This is a genomic window from Rhodococcus sp. NPDC059969, from assembly GCF_042738325.1.
Lineage (GTDB): Bacteria > Actinomycetota > Actinomycetes > Mycobacteriales > Mycobacteriaceae > Rhodococcus_F.
This window is the reverse complement of sequence record NZ_JBHWUF010000005.1, coordinates 309,758-324,692: the sequence shown is the minus strand read 5'-3', so window position 1 is coordinate 324,692 and position 14,935 is coordinate 309,758. Positions and strand designations below refer to the sequence as shown.

At 61.0% G+C, this 14,935-nt stretch carries 15 protein-coding genes and 1 pseudogene; 10 read left to right on the top strand and 6 right to left on the bottom strand.

Translation table 11 applies throughout. The annotated features are described in order from the left end of the window. The first annotated feature begins 41 nt into the window (after window positions 1-41). A complete protein-coding gene (locus tag ACFWAD_RS17385) occupies window positions 42-1,028 on the top strand; it encodes a glycosyltransferase (RefSeq protein WP_230812918.1) in 987 nt (328 codons plus the stop codon). Next, entirely contained in the window at window positions 1,018-2,160 is a 1,143-nt protein-coding gene (gene rffA, locus ACFWAD_RS17380; RefSeq protein ID WP_378545919.1) for a dTDP-4-amino-4,6-dideoxygalactose transaminase, read from the top strand. Before ACFWAD_RS17385 ends, rffA begins: the two co-directional genes overlap by 11 nt. 26 nt (window positions 2,161-2,186) lie before the next feature. Here rffA and ACFWAD_RS17375 read toward each other — a convergent pair whose 3' ends face one another. After that, a complete protein-coding gene (locus tag ACFWAD_RS17375) occupies window positions 2,187-3,173 on the bottom strand; it encodes a serine hydrolase (protein WP_378545917.1) in 987 nt (328 codons plus the stop codon). Window positions 3,174-3,248: 75 nt separating this feature from the next. Here ACFWAD_RS17375 and ACFWAD_RS17370 point away from each other — a divergent pair, with 75 nt between their 5' ends. The 6 genes from ACFWAD_RS17370 (at window position 3,249) to ACFWAD_RS17345 (ending at window position 8,938) form a co-directional block, all read left to right on the top strand. Beyond that, on the top strand, window positions 3,249-5,582 hold the full coding sequence (locus ACFWAD_RS17370) for a Tex family protein (protein WP_378545914.1): 2,334 nt from the start codon (window positions 3,249-3,251) through the stop codon (window positions 5,580-5,582). Between the two features lie 104 nt (window positions 5,583-5,686). Then, window positions 5,687-6,574, top strand: coding sequence for a hypothetical protein (locus tag ACFWAD_RS17365; RefSeq protein WP_378545911.1), 888 nt, complete (start codon window positions 5,687-5,689; stop codon window positions 6,572-6,574). 89 nt (window positions 6,575-6,663) lie between these two features. Next, a complete protein-coding gene (rplS, locus tag ACFWAD_RS17360; protein ID WP_003942791.1) occupies window positions 6,664-7,005 on the top strand; it encodes a 50S ribosomal protein L19 in 342 nt (113 codons plus the stop codon). A 55-nt stretch (window positions 7,006-7,060) separates the two neighbouring features. After that, complete coding sequence (gene lepB / locus ACFWAD_RS17355; protein ID WP_230812928.1) at window positions 7,061-7,864, top strand: signal peptidase I; 804 nt, start codon at window positions 7,061-7,063, stop codon at window positions 7,862-7,864. Window positions 7,865-7,914: 50 nt separating this feature from the next. After that, on the top strand, window positions 7,915-8,595 hold the full coding sequence (locus tag ACFWAD_RS17350) for a ribonuclease HII (RefSeq protein WP_378533781.1): 681 nt from the start codon (window positions 7,915-7,917) through the stop codon (window positions 8,593-8,595). A 37-nt stretch (window positions 8,596-8,632) separates the two neighbouring features. Further along, window positions 8,633-8,938 carry a DUF2469 domain-containing protein gene (locus tag ACFWAD_RS17345; protein ID WP_003942715.1) on the top strand — a complete coding sequence of 102 codons (306 nt, stop codon included), beginning with the start codon at window positions 8,633-8,635 and terminating at the stop codon, window positions 8,936-8,938. A gap of 81 nt (window positions 8,939-9,019) precedes the next feature. Here the strand turns inward: ACFWAD_RS17345 and ACFWAD_RS17340 are convergent, their stop codons facing one another. From ACFWAD_RS17340 to ACFWAD_RS17330, 3 genes are all read right to left on the bottom strand, one after another. Further along, window positions 9,020-10,195, bottom strand: a complete 1,176-nt coding sequence (locus tag ACFWAD_RS17340; protein WP_378545908.1) for an RtcB family protein — start codon at window positions 10,193-10,195, stop codon at window positions 9,020-9,022. Between the two features lie 97 nt (window positions 10,196-10,292). Further along, window positions 10,293-10,511, bottom strand: a complete 219-nt coding sequence (locus ACFWAD_RS17335; RefSeq protein WP_378533777.1) for a hypothetical protein — start codon at window positions 10,509-10,511, stop codon at window positions 10,293-10,295. Between the two features lie 82 nt (window positions 10,512-10,593). Continuing rightward, on the bottom strand, window positions 10,594-11,601 hold the full coding sequence (locus ACFWAD_RS17330) for an iron-siderophore ABC transporter substrate-binding protein (RefSeq protein ID WP_378545905.1): 1,008 nt from the start codon (window positions 11,599-11,601) through the stop codon (window positions 10,594-10,596). A gap of 144 nt (window positions 11,602-11,745) precedes the next feature. On the opposite strand from ACFWAD_RS17330, the gene ACFWAD_RS17325 reads away from it, so the two are divergent. Further along, window positions 11,746-12,552, top strand: a complete 807-nt coding sequence (locus ACFWAD_RS17325) for an AraC family transcriptional regulator (protein WP_042951517.1) — start codon at window positions 11,746-11,748, stop codon at window positions 12,550-12,552. A 115-nt stretch (window positions 12,553-12,667) separates the two neighbouring features. Here ACFWAD_RS17325 and ACFWAD_RS17320 read toward each other — a convergent pair whose 3' ends face one another. Beyond that, a complete protein-coding gene (locus tag ACFWAD_RS17320; protein WP_003942731.1) occupies window positions 12,668-13,402 on the bottom strand; it encodes a hypothetical protein in 735 nt (244 codons plus the stop codon). Between the two features lie 264 nt (window positions 13,403-13,666). Here ACFWAD_RS17320 and ACFWAD_RS17315 point away from each other — a divergent pair. Beyond that, a pseudogene (locus ACFWAD_RS17315) lies at window positions 13,667-13,897 on the top strand (YraN family protein); the annotation flags it as partial. A 226-nt stretch (window positions 13,898-14,123) separates the two neighbouring features. Here ACFWAD_RS17315 and ACFWAD_RS17310 read toward each other — a convergent pair. After that, entirely contained in the window at window positions 14,124-14,762 is a 639-nt protein-coding gene (locus ACFWAD_RS17310; protein ID WP_378545902.1) for a hypothetical protein, read from the bottom strand. Window positions 14,763-14,935: the final 173 nt, after the last annotated feature.

Genomic DNA, 14,935 nt, shown 5'->3' with positions numbered 1-14,935 from the left:
CTCTCGGCGCCAGTCGAGCCCCCTGAAGGGAGTGGAAGCGAGTGCACTCGATTTCCGTCGTAGTGCCCGTTTATCAGGGCGAAAAGACGATCACAGCGCTCGTCGAGGAGTTGGACGCCCTGGGCGCACCGAGTACGACGCCCGGTGGTGCGCAGTTCTCGGTCGACGAGATCGTGCTGGTCCACGACAACGGCCCGGACCGCTCCGACGTCGTGTTACTCGAATTGGAGCGCCGTTTCGAGCAGGTGCGTGTCGTGTGGCTCAGCCGCAACTACGGCCAGGACGCGGCGACCATCGCCGGCATGGCCGCTGCAACCGGCCAGTGGATCGTGACGATGGACGAGGACGGCCAGCACGACCCGGTGCACATCGGGGCTTTCCTCGACACCGCGCTGACGGAGCGATCCGATCTCGTGTATTCCAAACCCACGAACACCCGCCCTCACGGATTTTTGCGGAACCTGACCTCGCGCGGCGCAAAGATCGTCTTGGCGACGGTGTTCGCGTTCCCTGATTCGACGAGATTCGAAAGTTACCGCCTGATCCGCGGTGACATCGGTCGACAGTTGGCCGGCGTCGCCGCCAACGGCGTGTATCTGGACGTCGCGCTGACGTGGGTTGTCGGTAACACGGCCACGGCCCCGGTGACACTTCGAGCCGAAGGCCGCGAGGAATCGGGATACAACTATCGCCGTTTGTTCTCGTTGTTCTGGAAGATGGTGTTGTGTAGCGGAACCCGCGGTCTGCGGCTGGTCAGTCTGCTCGGAGTCACCCTGGCGTCAGCCGGTGTGATCATGGCCGCGGTGATCTTCATCCAGGCCATGACCGGCGACAACAACGACCCCGAAGGATGGGCGTCGATCATCATGGCGCTGCTGGTCTGTTCAGGTGCGATCCTGTTCTCGCTCGGGCTGATCGCCGAATACCTCGGTGTGGCACTGCACGTCCTCGTCGGAAAGCCGCTGTATCTGACTGTCGATTCACCGCGGCCGGGAACCTCGATCGATCGGCGTACTCGTGAGCACTGATCGAATCATCTTTTCCCGCCCCTATCGGGCCTCGAACGAATTGTCGAATCTGGCAACGGTTCTGGAGTCCGATCACATTCACGGTGACGGGCGTTTCACCAAGTCCGCGACTGCAGCCATCAAAACGATTACCGGATCCACGCATGCCCTGCTGACCACCTCGTGCACGCACGCACTCGAATTGGGTGCCCTGCTGCTCGAATTGGGCCCGGGCGACGAGGTGATCGTTCCGAGCTTCGCGTTCAGTTCGGCGGCGACCGCCGTCGCGTTGCGCGGGGCCACTGTTGTTTTCGTCGACATCGATCCGAGTACCGGCAACATCGATCCGGCGTGCGTCGCGGCGGCGATCACCGAACGCACCAAAGCAGTACTTGTCATGCATTACGGCGGGGTCGCCGCCGACATGGAACCTCTGCTCGACCTCGCGGAACTTCACGGCGTCGCGTTGATCGAAGACAACGCACACGGGCTCGGCGGAAAGTGGCGCGGGCGCGCGCTCGGCACCATCGGAACAATCGGAACGCAGAGTTTTCACGACACCAAGAACGTTCATTGCGGCGAGGGTGGCGCGCTGTTGCTCTCCGACGATCAGCTGATGACCCGCGCCGAAATCATCCGTGAGAAGGGGACCGACCGTGCGCGTTTCCTGCGCGGCCAGGTCGACAAATATTCGTGGCAGGACATCGGGTCGAGTTATCTGCCCAGTGAACTCAATGCCGCTGTCCTCGACGCACAACTCTCCGAGTTCGACGCGATTCAGGCGGCCAGGCATCGCGTCTGGGATGCCTACAGCGTGAGTCTGGGCGAGTGGGCGTCCGCGAATGATGTCGTGCCCATGGCGGTCCCTGATGATCGCGAGCACACCGCGCACCTGTTCTACCTCAAGATGCCGACCGAAGAGAGCCGTGACGGCTTGATTCGGCACCTTGCCGGTGACGGAATCGTGGCGCCGTTCCATTACGTTCCGCTGGATACGAGTGCGGCTGGTGTGCGCTATGGACGAACACCGGAGCCGTGCGTGCGTAGTGCCGAGTTCTCGGCGTCGATCCTTCGACTGCCGCTATGGCCGATGCTCACGTCCGAACAGCAGGAGCGGGTCATCAGTTCGGTGCTCGAGTACAAGCAGGCTTGAGGACGAACACGACCGCGCGGATCGAATCAGGGCCCGGAAGCTTCGGGCATCGCCGAATCCGCGGTCGTGGATGCCGCCGCCCAGTCGTCGATGCTTCCGCTCGGGAAAAGTATCTGCGTGACGCCGGTGACCGTGTCGCGAGCGTGCAGTGCACTCTCGTCGTCGACGGCATCAGTGAACGAGGTGTCGGGATAGAAGCTGTCCTCGTCCGTGTACTGGACGTCTTCTCGCGAACCGATCGCGATGATGTATCGGTTGTCGTCACCGACGATGCCGGTGGACAGATGGATCCACTTGTCCTCGACACAGCACATCCAGCCCTGTTTGACTCCTATGACCGGCTCGCCGAACAGGGCCTCGGGCAGGCCGAACCTCTGGTCGTAGCCGTCAGTTCCTTCGGGAGTGGATTGCCGCAGGTACTCGACGAACTGGTCGACCCGTTCGGGTCCGAGTTGGTCGGAGTCGTCGAGGACGGCGTTGTAGAAGGTGACCAGGTCACGGGTCGTGGTCTCGGTGTTCCACCACATTCCGTCCCACGGCGGCGTCGTCGCGGTCAGTGCGTAACGCTCGGCGACGCGGGTGATCACCTCTTGACCGCCGACCTCGTCCCACAGGAGGTTGGCTGCAGTGTCGTCGGAGGATTCGAGCATCGCCGCCATGAGAGTGCGGTCGTCGTCCGTGATCGGTCGCTCGCCTCGCGCGTCCTGATGAAGTAGATCCTCCGCGATGAATAGCTTTGCCACCGAGGCGGTTTCGATCTGCTGGTCGCCTGACGCATCGAGGTACTTGTCCGAGGAGCGGTCGAGGATGGCGATGGAGACGTCCGCGCCGCGCCCGAGCGCCGCCACCTGAGCTTGCGCCAGTCGACCGTCGAGAGTCTCCGCGACCGGAACACTGGTGTCGGGAAAGGCGGGGGTCTGCATCGGATCATCCGGGTTCTGTCCACCGCTGCACGAAGCCGCAAAAGTAACTGCGGCCACCATTGCGGCAATCCGGACGTACCGCGTACTCATTTGTTTCCCCCGGTAGCCCTGACACGGCACTGTTGCCGATCTTCTTGTCTCAGGATAGCGGTAGGGTCGGATCTCGTGATTCTCAAGACCGTGAACCAGCGCATTGCCGAGGAACTCGACGTCCGCGAAGGCCAGGTTGCAGCAGCAGTCGACCTTCTCGACGGCGGAGCCACGGTGCCCTTCATCGCCCGGTACCGCAAGGAAGTCACCGGCACGCTCGACGACGCCCAGCTGCGACTCCTGGACGAGCGGCTGCGGTATCTCCGCGAGCTCGACGACCGTCGTGACGCCGTGCTCACGGAGATCGACTCTCAGGGCAAACTCGACGATCAACTGCGCGGTCAGATCATGCTGGCCGAGACAAAAGCGCGGCTGGAGGACATCTACCTCCCCTTCAAGCCGAAGCGGCGCACCAAGGCGCAGATCGCCCGCGAGGCCGGCCACGAGCCCGTCGCCGATGCTCTCATCGGAGATCCCACCACCGATCCCTCGCAGTATTCGGACGAGCAACTCGACGGTGCCCGGTCGATCCTCGTCGAGCGCTTCGCCGAGGACGCCGATCTGGTCGGTGAATTGCGTGAGCTGATGTGGAATCGCGGCCAGGTCGTCTCCTCGGTCCGCAAGGGCAAGGAATCCGATGGCTCGAAGTTTGCTGACTACTTCGAGTTCTCGGAACCGTTCTCCAAATTGCCCTCGCACCGCATCCTCGCCGTCCTGCGCGGCGAGAAGGAAGAAGTGCTGTCGGTGAACATGGCTGCCGACACCGAAGAGCTCGCGCCGGGGGAGCGCACGGTCTACGAAGGCCGCATTGCGTCGCGGTTCGAGATTGCCGACCGTGGCCGTGCCGCAGACGGGTGGCTCCTCGACACCGTGAGGTGGGCGTGGAAGACGAAGTTCGCGGTCACGCTCGGTATCGACACTCGGATGCGTTTGCGCCAGTCGGCCGAAAAGGATGCCGTCGACGTCTTCGCCACCAACCTCAAGGATCTACTTCTCGCGGCTCCCGCAGGCGCCCGGCCCACCATGGGGCTCGACCCCGGATTCCGCACCGGAACCAAAGTTGCCGTCGTCGACGGAACCGGCAAAGTTGTTGCCTACGAGACGATTTACCCACACCAGCCGCAGAACAAGTGGGACGCTGCTCTCGCGACGCTTGCCGGGCTTGTCGCCAAGTACGGCGTCGAACTGATCGCCATCGGCAACGGCACGGCTTCACGCGAGACCGACACGCTCGCTACCGAACTGATCAAGAAGACCGGCGCGCCCAACCTGACCAAGATCGTCGTGTCAGAGGCAGGCGCGTCGGTGTACTCGGCTTCGGCCTATGCGTCGCAGGAACTTCCCGACCTCGACGTCTCGATTCGCGGTGCGGTGTCCATCGCGCGTCGCCTGCAGGATCCGTTGGCGGAGTTGGTGAAGATCGATCCCAAGTCCATCGGTGTCGGTCAGTACCAGCACGACATCACCGAATCGCTGCTCTCCCGTTCCCTCGACGCCGTCGTCGAAGATGCCGTCAACTCGGTCGGCGTCGACGTCAACACTGCGTCCGTGCCGCTGCTCGCTCGGGTGTCCGGAATTGCAGGCTCGCTCGCGGAGAGCATCGTCGCGCATCGGGACCAGAACGGTCCGTTCAAATCCCGCAAGGGACTCAAGGACGTCTCACGATTGGGGCCCAAGGCATTCGAGCAGTGTGCCGGCTTCCTCCGGATCGCCGACGGCGACGACCCTCTCGACGCGTCGAGCGTCCACCCGGAGGCGTACCCGGTGGTTCGCAAGATCGTCGCGAGTGCCGGCGGGGACGTGCGCACCGTGATCGGAAACTCGCAGGCACTTCGATCGGTCAAGGCGTCCGACTACGTCGACGAGCGATTCGGTCTGCCGACCGTCACCGACATCATCTCCGAGTTGGAGAAGCCTGGACGAGATCCGCGACCCGAGTTCAAGACCGCGACTTTTGCCGCAGGCATCGAAAAGGTCGCGCACCTCAAGCCCGGTATGACGCTCGAAGGTGTGGTCACCAACGTCGCGGCCTTCGGCGCCTTCGTCGACATCGGAGTTCATCAGGACGGTCTGGTTCACGTCTCGGCGATGTCACACAACTTCGTCAAGGACCCACGAGAGGTCGTCAAATCGGGTGACGTCGTCAAGGTGAAGGTTCTCGAAGTGGACGAGGCGCGCCAACGCATCGGGTTGACGCTCCGACTCGACGACGAGGTGGGCGCACCCCGCAAGTCCGAAGGCCCGCGAGGTGGGCAACCTCAGCGACAGGGCCAGCCTCCGCGTCAGGGGCAGGGCCAGCAACGAGGTGGCGGAGGGCGACAGGGTGGACGCGAGTCGCGTCCGGACAACCGTGCGCCCGTCGCAGGATCGATGGCCGACGCGCTGCGCAAGGCCGGATTCGGCAAGTAAAGCCGTACGCCGGGTTTTCGAAGTCCGTATCGTCACAATCGAGTCGGTTCGCGGTATGAATCCGATCAGGGTCGGATCATGAATTCGGTGAAGGGAGGACAGTGATGCGGGAGTGGCTCGAGCGAGAGATCATCGCCCATGGCCGATTGCCGCTGCTGTTCTTCCTTCTCGGGTTCCTGTCCGCCTTCCTTTTCATCCGCCTGAGCGTCCGGATGATCCGCGCGAAGGTGAAATGGTGGCCGGGCAACATCGCGCCGGGCGGTCAGCACGTGCATCACGTCGTATTCGGTGTGATCGCCATGATGATCTCCGGTGGTGCGCTGATCGCGGTCTACGTCGACGGTTCGCAGACCACCGGTGCCGTACTGGCGGCGATCTTCGGTATGGGTGCGGCGTTGGTGCTCGACGAGTTTGCACTGATCTTCTATCTGAAGGACGTGTACTGGTCCGAGCAAGGTCGGACCTCGGTGGATGCGGTCTTCGTAGCGATCGCCGTGACCGGTCTGGTGCTGTTGGGTTTCCGCCCGCTCGAACTGCTCGACGTCGCCGGATTCCGTGAGGAACGAGATCCGTGGATCAAGTTGGTCTTCGTTTTTGTCGCGTTGATCAACTTCGCCTTGGCCGCGATCGTGATTCTCAAGGGGAAGATCTGGACGGGGCTCGTTGGCCTGTTCGTCTTTCCGTTGCTGGTAATCGGCGCGCTTCGCCTGAGCCGGCCGGGTGCGCCGTGGGCACGCTGGCGATACACACGGAAGCCGAAACGGATGAACCGCGCTCTCGAGCGTGAACGGAAATGGCGTCGGCCCGTCATCCGCGCCAAGATCTACGTTCAGGATCTCATCGCCGGATCGCCGAGCGTCGAACATGCCATGACGGCGGCCGAGCAGGAATTGGACCACACCATCCACGCGGCTCCGCCGCCACCGATTTCCCCGCTGGTGTCCGCGTCTGGCACAATGGACGGGTTGCCTGGACCAGGCAGCAGCACTTGATCTGGGCACGAACCAGACGAGCGCCGTTTCGGGAGACCGAAACGCGTGCCGCTCGGTTCCTCTGCTCCTGCGAAATACAAGGATGACATATGAACACCCTGGACTTCCTGGACAAAAAGTCGCTTCGCGACGACATCCCCGAGTTCCGTCCCGGCGACACGCTCAACGTGAACGTCAAGGTTATCGAAGGCTCCAAGGAGCGCGTGCAGGTCTTCAAGGGCGTCGTTATTCGTCGCCAGGGCGGCGGCGTTCGCGAGACCTTCACCGTCCGTAAGGTCTCCTTCGGCGTCGGCGTCGAGCGCACCTTCCCGGTTCACAGCCCCACGCTGGCCTCCATCGAGGTTCTGACCCGCGGTGACGTCCGTCGCGCCAAGCTGTACTACCTCCGTGAGCTTCGTGGCAAGAAGGCGAAGATCAAGGAAAAGCGCTGATCTTTCCGATGAGCCCGGCACCGCGTACGCGCGGTGTCGGGCTAATCTGGTTTCTGTGGCAGATTCTTCGAAGGAGCAGGCATTGTCGTCCGGACCCGAGAATCACGAGGGATCAAGCGGTTCCGAGGAACCGACCTCACATCGGCCGCAGAAGAAACAGCGATCGTTCCTGCGAGAACTCCCTGTTCTGATCGGCGTTGCGCTGGTACTCAGCATCGTTCTTCAGGCATTTGTCTTCAGAGTTTTTCTCATCCCATCCGAGTCGATGGAACCGACACTGCACGGCTGTGCGGGATGTACCGGTGACCGCATCGTCGTGGAGAAAATCGGATACCGCTTCGGCGATCCGGAACCCGGCGACGTCGTCGTCTTCAAGGGACCCGATTCGTGGAACACGAAGTATGTGTCCAATCGGTCCGACAACGTTGTCGTCCGCGGCATTCAAGAGGTCGGTTCGTGGGTCGGCCTCGTCCCGCCCGACGAGAACGATTTGGTCAAGCGAGTGATCGCAACCGGCGGCCAGACCGTCGAATGCTGTGACGATCAGGGCCGAGTGCTGGTCGACGGCAAACCACTCGACGAGCCGTACATCAAGATGGACTTCCCGTTCACTCCGGGAACACAAACGTGTGACACCGAACTGAAGTCGGGGCGCTGCTTCGGACCGATCACCGTGCCCGAGGGACACGTATGGGTCATGGGTGACAATCGGAGTAATTCCGCCGATTCGCGCTACCACGTCGACGACGAGTTCCAGGGAACCGTCCCGGTCGACAACATCATCGGTCAAGCACGATTCATCGTCCTTCCCCCGTCGCGAATGGGCGGCATCGATGCGCCTGATATTCAGGGCAATTGAGTTGTCGGACCGTACACATGGATTCGCTTAGTTCCGAATAGGCAGAGACAGTGAGTAGTTGGCCCCCTCGCGTTGTCATTCGCAGATCGGCAGGTCTGCGGACGATGGAGTCTGCGTTAGCGCGAACCGGACTCGGCCCGGTCGCCGGCGTCGACGAAGCCGGTCGCGGAGCGTGCGCTGGTCCGCTCGTCATCGCAGCGTGTGTCCTGGCACCGAAACCGCAAGCGGCACTGGCGCGTCTGGACGATTCGAAGAAGCTGACCGAACGTGCTCGCGAGGAGCTTTTCCCAGCCATCAAACGCTTGGCATTGGCGTGGAGTGTCATCGCTGTTCCCGCCGCGGAAGTCGACCATATCGGTATTCACGTCGCGAACATCGAGGGGATGCGGCGAGCAGTTGCGGGCCTCGACCTCGAACCGGGCTACGTCCTCACCGACGGATTCCGGGTTCCGGGTTTGACGGCTCCCTCACTGCCGGTCATCGGCGGTGACGGCGCCGCCGCATGTATCGCTGCGGCCAGCGTTCTCGCGAAGGTGACCCGAGATCGCGTGATGACCGAGATGGACAACACTCATCCCGGATACGGCTTCGCAATTCACAAGGGATACAGCACGCCCCTGCACATGGACGCTCTCGACGAGCTGGGGCCGTGCCCAGAGCACCGCATGACCTACGCCAACGTGGTGGCTGCGGGAGTCCGGTTGGAACAACGTGCAGGCCGTACGGGATGATGGAAGTTCAGACGAACTGGGAGGACTGGCTAAACCGATGAGTGCCGAGGATCTCGAGAAGTACGAAACCGAGATGGAGCTGTCGCTCTACCGCGAATACCGGGACATCGTCGGACAGTTCTCCTACGTCGTGGAGACCGAACGACGTTTCTACCTGGCCAACACGGTCGAGTTGCTGCCCCACAATTCAGACGGGGAGATCTACTTCGAACTGCGGATGTCCGACGCGTGGGTGTGGGACATGTACCGCCCGGCGCGATTCGTGAAGTACGTACGCGTCGTGACGTTCAAGGACGTCAACATCGAAGAGCTGGACAAGCCGGATCTGCGCCTTCCTGACTGACCTGCGCTTGCCTGACTGCTCGACAACGAAGTGCCCCGCCGATATCGGCGGGGCACTTCGTCTTTCGCGGAGTTGCGCAGGTCAGTTGCCCTTGACATTCAGGATCTGACGCAGCGTGTGCCGAATCTCGACCAAGTCCTTCGCGTCGTCCATGACGACGTCGATGTCCTTGTAGGCACCCGGGATCTCGTCGAGGAACGCCGCGGAGCGCTTGTATTCGATTCCGACCATTGCCTTGTCGAGATCTTCGATGGTGAAGGTCTTGCGTGCCTGGTTACGCCCGTACACCCGACCCGCGCCGTGGGGGCTGGACTTGAACGACGGTACGTTTCCCTTCCCGACGACGACGTAACTCGCCGTCCCCATCGAACCGGGGATGAGCCCGGGCGTGCCCTCGTCTGCCTTGATCGCACCCTTACGGCTCAGCCACACACCCCGGCCCATGTGGAATTCCTTCTGCGTGAAGTTGTGGTGGCAGTTGATCCGCTCGATCTCGTCGATGATCGTGCCGTCACCCATGAAGTGCGCGAAGTCCTTCACGACGCGGTCCATCATCTCCTCACGGTTGAGCAGAGCGAAGTGCTGAGCCCAGTTGAGATCGGTGATGTACGAGTCGAATTCGGGTGTCTTCTCGATCAGGTAGGCAAGATCCGGATCGGGAAGGTTGATATACCACCGCTCGCACAAGTCCTTGGCGATCTTGATGTGATGCTGTGCGATCTTGTTTCCGATACCGCGGCTACCCGAGTGCAGGAACAGCCAGACGCCGTCGCTTTCGTCGAGCGTCACCTCGATGAAGTGGTTACCAGAACCCAGCGTTCCGAGCTGAAACCTCCAGTTGTTCTTGAACTTGTCGTAGAAGGGCAGACGATCGCCCGCCATGGTCTCGAGTTCTGCGATGCGGATTTGCGCCGTGTCGCTCAGCGTCTTGTTGTAGACACCCGCCGAGAGTGGAACGGAGCGTTCGATGCTGTGGCGAAGAATGCTCAGGTCGCGGTCTTGCAGGTCGCGTGCGTTGAACTGGGTTTTGACTGCGATCATTCCGCAGCCGATATCGACTCCGACGGCGGCGGGCATGATTGCGCCTTCCGTCGGAATGACCGAACCCACCGTCGCTCCCGCACCGAGGTGCGCATCCGGCATCAATGCCAGATGTGGACGGACAAAAGGCATCTGGGACGTGCGCAGCGCTTGCTCGCGAGTATTCTCGTCGAGTATCGATGCCCAGTTCCACAGCCTCTTGGTGATCTTCTCCATCAGATTTCTCCCACATAGTTCACAACCGAACCGATCGGTCCGGTGTGTCGTGCAGGAATGACCATGCGCTCGGTCAGTGGTTGTGTGCAACCCCTTTTCAGGTGCGCAGGCCGTCTGCGAGTTCGTAGATTCGTCCGACGTACTTCTCCTGGAAGGCTTTTCGGGCAGCGTCTGCTTGTTGTCGCTCGCCCATTCTGGAGTAGAGGTACTCGAGTTGAACCAAGCTCTCGCCGATGTCGACGCGTCGCTGGTCGAGAACCGTCAGTTCGTCGACCAGTCGAGTCAGATCTAACGCGGTGCCCGGTACCTCGTCCATGGTGGTCCTCGATGTTCGTGGGTTCGTCCTGACTTCGAGGCTAGCACTCTTCGAACATAGTTTCGATACCTGTCCTGTTTGTTTACTTCGACAACGTGGCGGTCAGTTGGTCGATGGCATACGGAATGCTCAGGACTGTGTTGCCGGACATCGCCGCACCAACCGGTGGATCTGCGGTGTATCGCACGACTACCGCGCTTCCGTTCTTCACGGCGGGTAGGCGCTGGTAGAGGGTGTTGCCGGCGAGGGCCTTCTCTCCCTCCGGGTCGGCCATCACGATCAAGCGGTCGACTGACTCGAGGATGTCGTAACGCTCGTTCGGAAGCCAGTCGCCGAACTGTTCGCCGACAAATGCGTCGACCGTCGGCGGGAGGGTGAAGCCGAGCGAAGAGAGGAAGATGCCACGTGGGTCGTGCGACGAGAATACGTATCCCTCGGGAGTGTCGAGGTTGACGATCGTTGCGGTTTGCCCGGAAAACTCCGGGTGTGCAGCGCGAGCGGTGGCAAACGCGTTTTCGGTATCCGTGATCAGTTGCTGAGCTTGTGGTTCTTTGCCGAGGGCGCGCCCGGCGGTGAGCGTCATGTCGGTCCACGGCGTTGTGTACGCGTCGTAGTCCTTGCTCTGTGCGACAGTCGGCGCAATCGAGGTCAGCTTCTTGTAGGTTTCCGTGTCGATGTCGGCGTACAGCGCAAGGATCAGATCTGGTGCGAGGGAGGCGATTTGCTCGAAGTTGAAGTCTCCGCCGCTGTTGATGTAGGTCGGAGTCTTTCCCTTCCAGTAATCCTTCGTCCACGGCCAGCTTTCATCCATGCCGGACCCCCACCATTCGGCCATGCCGACGGGTTCAACTCCCAAGGCGAGCAGTGGTTCGTGATCGGTGTATCCGAGTGTCACTACCCGCTGCGGTTCGGCATCGATGGTCGTCGAACCCTGTGCGTGCTCGATCGTCACGGGGAATGTGTCGTTGCTCTGGGTCGCTGATGCGGTGTCGACGCCTTGCGAGGTTCCACAGGCGGTCGAGAACCCGACGATCGCGGCCGTCGTGAATAAGGCGGCGAGGATTCGGGTGCTACGTGAGGGCACGTGCATGCTCCTTCGAAGTGGTGGGCGAAGTGATCTGAGTTCCGCGTGAAGTGCTGAACTGGTCGCGTCAGCAATAAAGTGAGGCTAACCTTTGCAGGATCGTCGGTCCATCCTTCAGGATGGACTCGGATACGCCCAGAAAGACGCAAAATGTCCACTATCGAGTACTCGACTCGTCCAAAGTCCTTGCTAGCGCTACCCGATAGTCGCGGACGGACATTCAAAGATTTTCAGGTCTACACCAACGTCGTCGACGGAGTGACTGCGTACGGAGCTCATCGACACCCCGAGCATCAGATCGCCTGGATGAGTGAAGGGACGATGCAGATCGCTGCCGGAGGCAATGTGTGGCACCTGCACAGCGAGCACTTGGTCTGGTTGCCGGGCACCGTTCTCCACGACATGACACTTCTGACGGAGGGGTGCATGATTGCGGCCTATGCGCGTCCGGATCTACGCCCTGCCGGGCCGCGGTGGACTCAGCCACTTGTTCTCGAAGTCGATGCTCTGTCCGCTCAATTGCTGCGCCATCTCGCCGACCGGACCATCGATGATGCTCGGCGGTTGATGAGTCAGGAGTTGCTCTACGACATTCTTGCTGCCGCGCCCGAACGGCACGACGTCCTCGCGGTTCCTCGCAATGCTGCGGCGAGTTCGGTTTCTGCCCGCATCCTTGCCGATCCGGCAGACTCACGGACGCTGGGGGAGTGGGCGGGCGAACTCGGGGTCAGTTCCAAGACCTTGATGCGTGCCTTTGTCGCCGATACCGGGATTACCTTCGGGCAGTGGAGAACTCGAGCACGCATGTACGCATCACTCGAGATGCTCGCGCGGGGTGAGGGTGTCAATGACGTTGCCCCGCAGGTTGGTTACCGTACCAGCAGTGGGTTCATCGCCGCATTTCGGGAAACCTTCGGTACGACGCCGGCCCGGTACGGCGGAAAGCTGATGCGGTGATTTGCTGATGATTTCTTGAACTCGGTTGACGGCAAAGCTTTGTTCGGCAACGTAGAAATGGGCCGAGCTACCAGCATCTGCTGGTAGCTCGGCCGATTTACTAATCTGAACTGAGTCAGCTCATGTTGCCGAGCACATTGCCCAAGACACCGCTGATGACATTGGTCATCGACCCCTGCGGGTCGGTCAGGGAGCCGAATACCTGGCCTGATCCGGAGTTGAGTGAGCCGAAGCCCATGTCCTCGAGGCTTCCGGCGCCCGCCTCGACGGGGTTCGGCTGCCGGATGGTGACGCACACGCCCATCGGGTTGATGTTCCAGTCGCCCGCCGCCAGCACAATGTTGGTGCCGGCGCCGCTGTCGAGCTGCGTGCCTACAACTGCGTTATCGGGAACTTTGTAGGTGGTTTCCAAAGCGATGACGCCGCCGCCCGCAGTGGTCCATCCGCCGCCCTTTGCCACCACGGAGTTGTTGCCGACAACGACGGTCTTGGTGACGTCGTCCCACTTCTGGTCGCCGATAAGCCATTTGACGTTCAGGCGAGCCTTGACCAGCTGGAATCCTGCCGGGTGGAAATCGCGGATCTGATTGACGAGGGCTCCGGAACCGGAAACCTTGGTGATGTAGGTGACCGTCTGACCCGCGGCGACCTTGCCATCGCCGACAACCTCCTTGCTGACGGTGTACGGCGTTCCGAGGGAACCGGCCCAACTGTCGGTCACCGATTGGTTGAGCGCGCAGGCCGGCGCTGCTTGTGCCACCGAGGCACCAAGTCCAACAGTGACGCCGGCGGCGATGAGAACGAGGGAAGTGGTGGTGGCTACTGCGTGGCGTAGTGAGCGGCGGGCCATATAGAACTCCATTCAGCGGGGTGCGTGACGGTTTGAGCAAAACTGTAACTAGTTCTACTGGACTTTTGTCCAATTTGTGGGGATTTCAGAAAATTGCCGGAATGTGCGTCGTTGTTGTTGTGCCGCGCTGCCGAATTCCACAGGTTCTGGGTTGTCCACAGGTTGGTTTTGGGTGGCTTGGTTTTGTGGTGGTGGGTTGAGGCTGGTGGTTGGGACGCGTTTCGTATGGGGCGGGCGCGCGGGGTGTGAGTGGTGGGGGCTGCGATGGCGGGAAATATGGCGTTGGGGGCTCGGGGCGAGGATGTGGCTGTCGAGTTTCTGATCGATGCGGGTTTGGAGATTGTCGAGCGTAATTGGCGTTGCCGGTATGGCGAGTTGGATGTTGTTGCGACGTCCGGTGATCGGTTTGTGTTCGTGGAGGTGAAGACTCGCTCGGGTGTCGGGTACGGGAGTCCGGCGGAGTCGGTGACGTTCGCGAAGCAGCGTCGGATTCGGGACCAGTAGGCCGATCAAATCTTCGTACGTGTTGCGGTGGATAACCCGACAGCGCGGACAAACTCCGTTGGTGTCGTGGTAGTCCGTAGTGTGCCGGGACATATCCAGACAAGCAATACAGCGGGTGACAGTTGCGCTAGTCATCGCCGTTCATCATCTTCTCGATCTGCTTATGTCGGAGCCGGCCCAATACGGCTTCCGCATCATCGACATTCTTGATCTTGATTCACACCGACACGAACCAGTCTCGGCTCTTCCCCATCTCATCGGCGAGATCGCTTATCTCTGTAAAGACTCGCTCTAGGGGATCGATAGGTTCATCGCCGACGATCTCAGCTTCTACAGGATCTTGCTTCGGTGCTGGGGTAGGAGCTGGTGTCTCCGGCTCCTCAACGGACTCTTGGGTCTGCACCTCGAACTCCCCGCTAATCTCGCCCTCTACGTACACAGGAGTGCCGTAGAAGACGTCTGGCGTGTAGAAGTGGACTCCGTTGCTTAGAGCACGGGCGAAGCGCATGTTCATAGGGAACTTCTGCCAGGTTGGATTCCGCGTGAGGCCAGCTCGTTTGGCGTCGTTGATCGTCCATGTGGACTTCCCGAGCGACACGCTTTTGCCGGCTATGAACTGGAAGAACTCAAGGGTGCACTCGTCGTTGGACGATGTCACTACCCGGTAGTCATACTTCGGATGCTTCTTGACCTTGGCAGCCATGAGGTTGGAACTCATCTCTGCGTTGCCGTTGATGATGTTGATGCCCCTCATGCTTGCGAAGGGTTGGATGCCAAACTCGATACCCGCGACGATCTTTACGCAGGCCTGGGACAGTTGCTTCAACTGATTGGTGCCAGATTCGGTCTTGAACATGCCTGACTCAATGAACATCGAGGACTAGCTGTTGTGGGTATGGACGTAATGCGAAACGGTGGGGCATCGTCTACCTACTGAACGCGGAGCGATCATTCGGAACACGATCATCGGCCTGGACGCGGTCAATCCGGCGATCACGGACGCAGCACGCGGTGTGAGACGATACATAA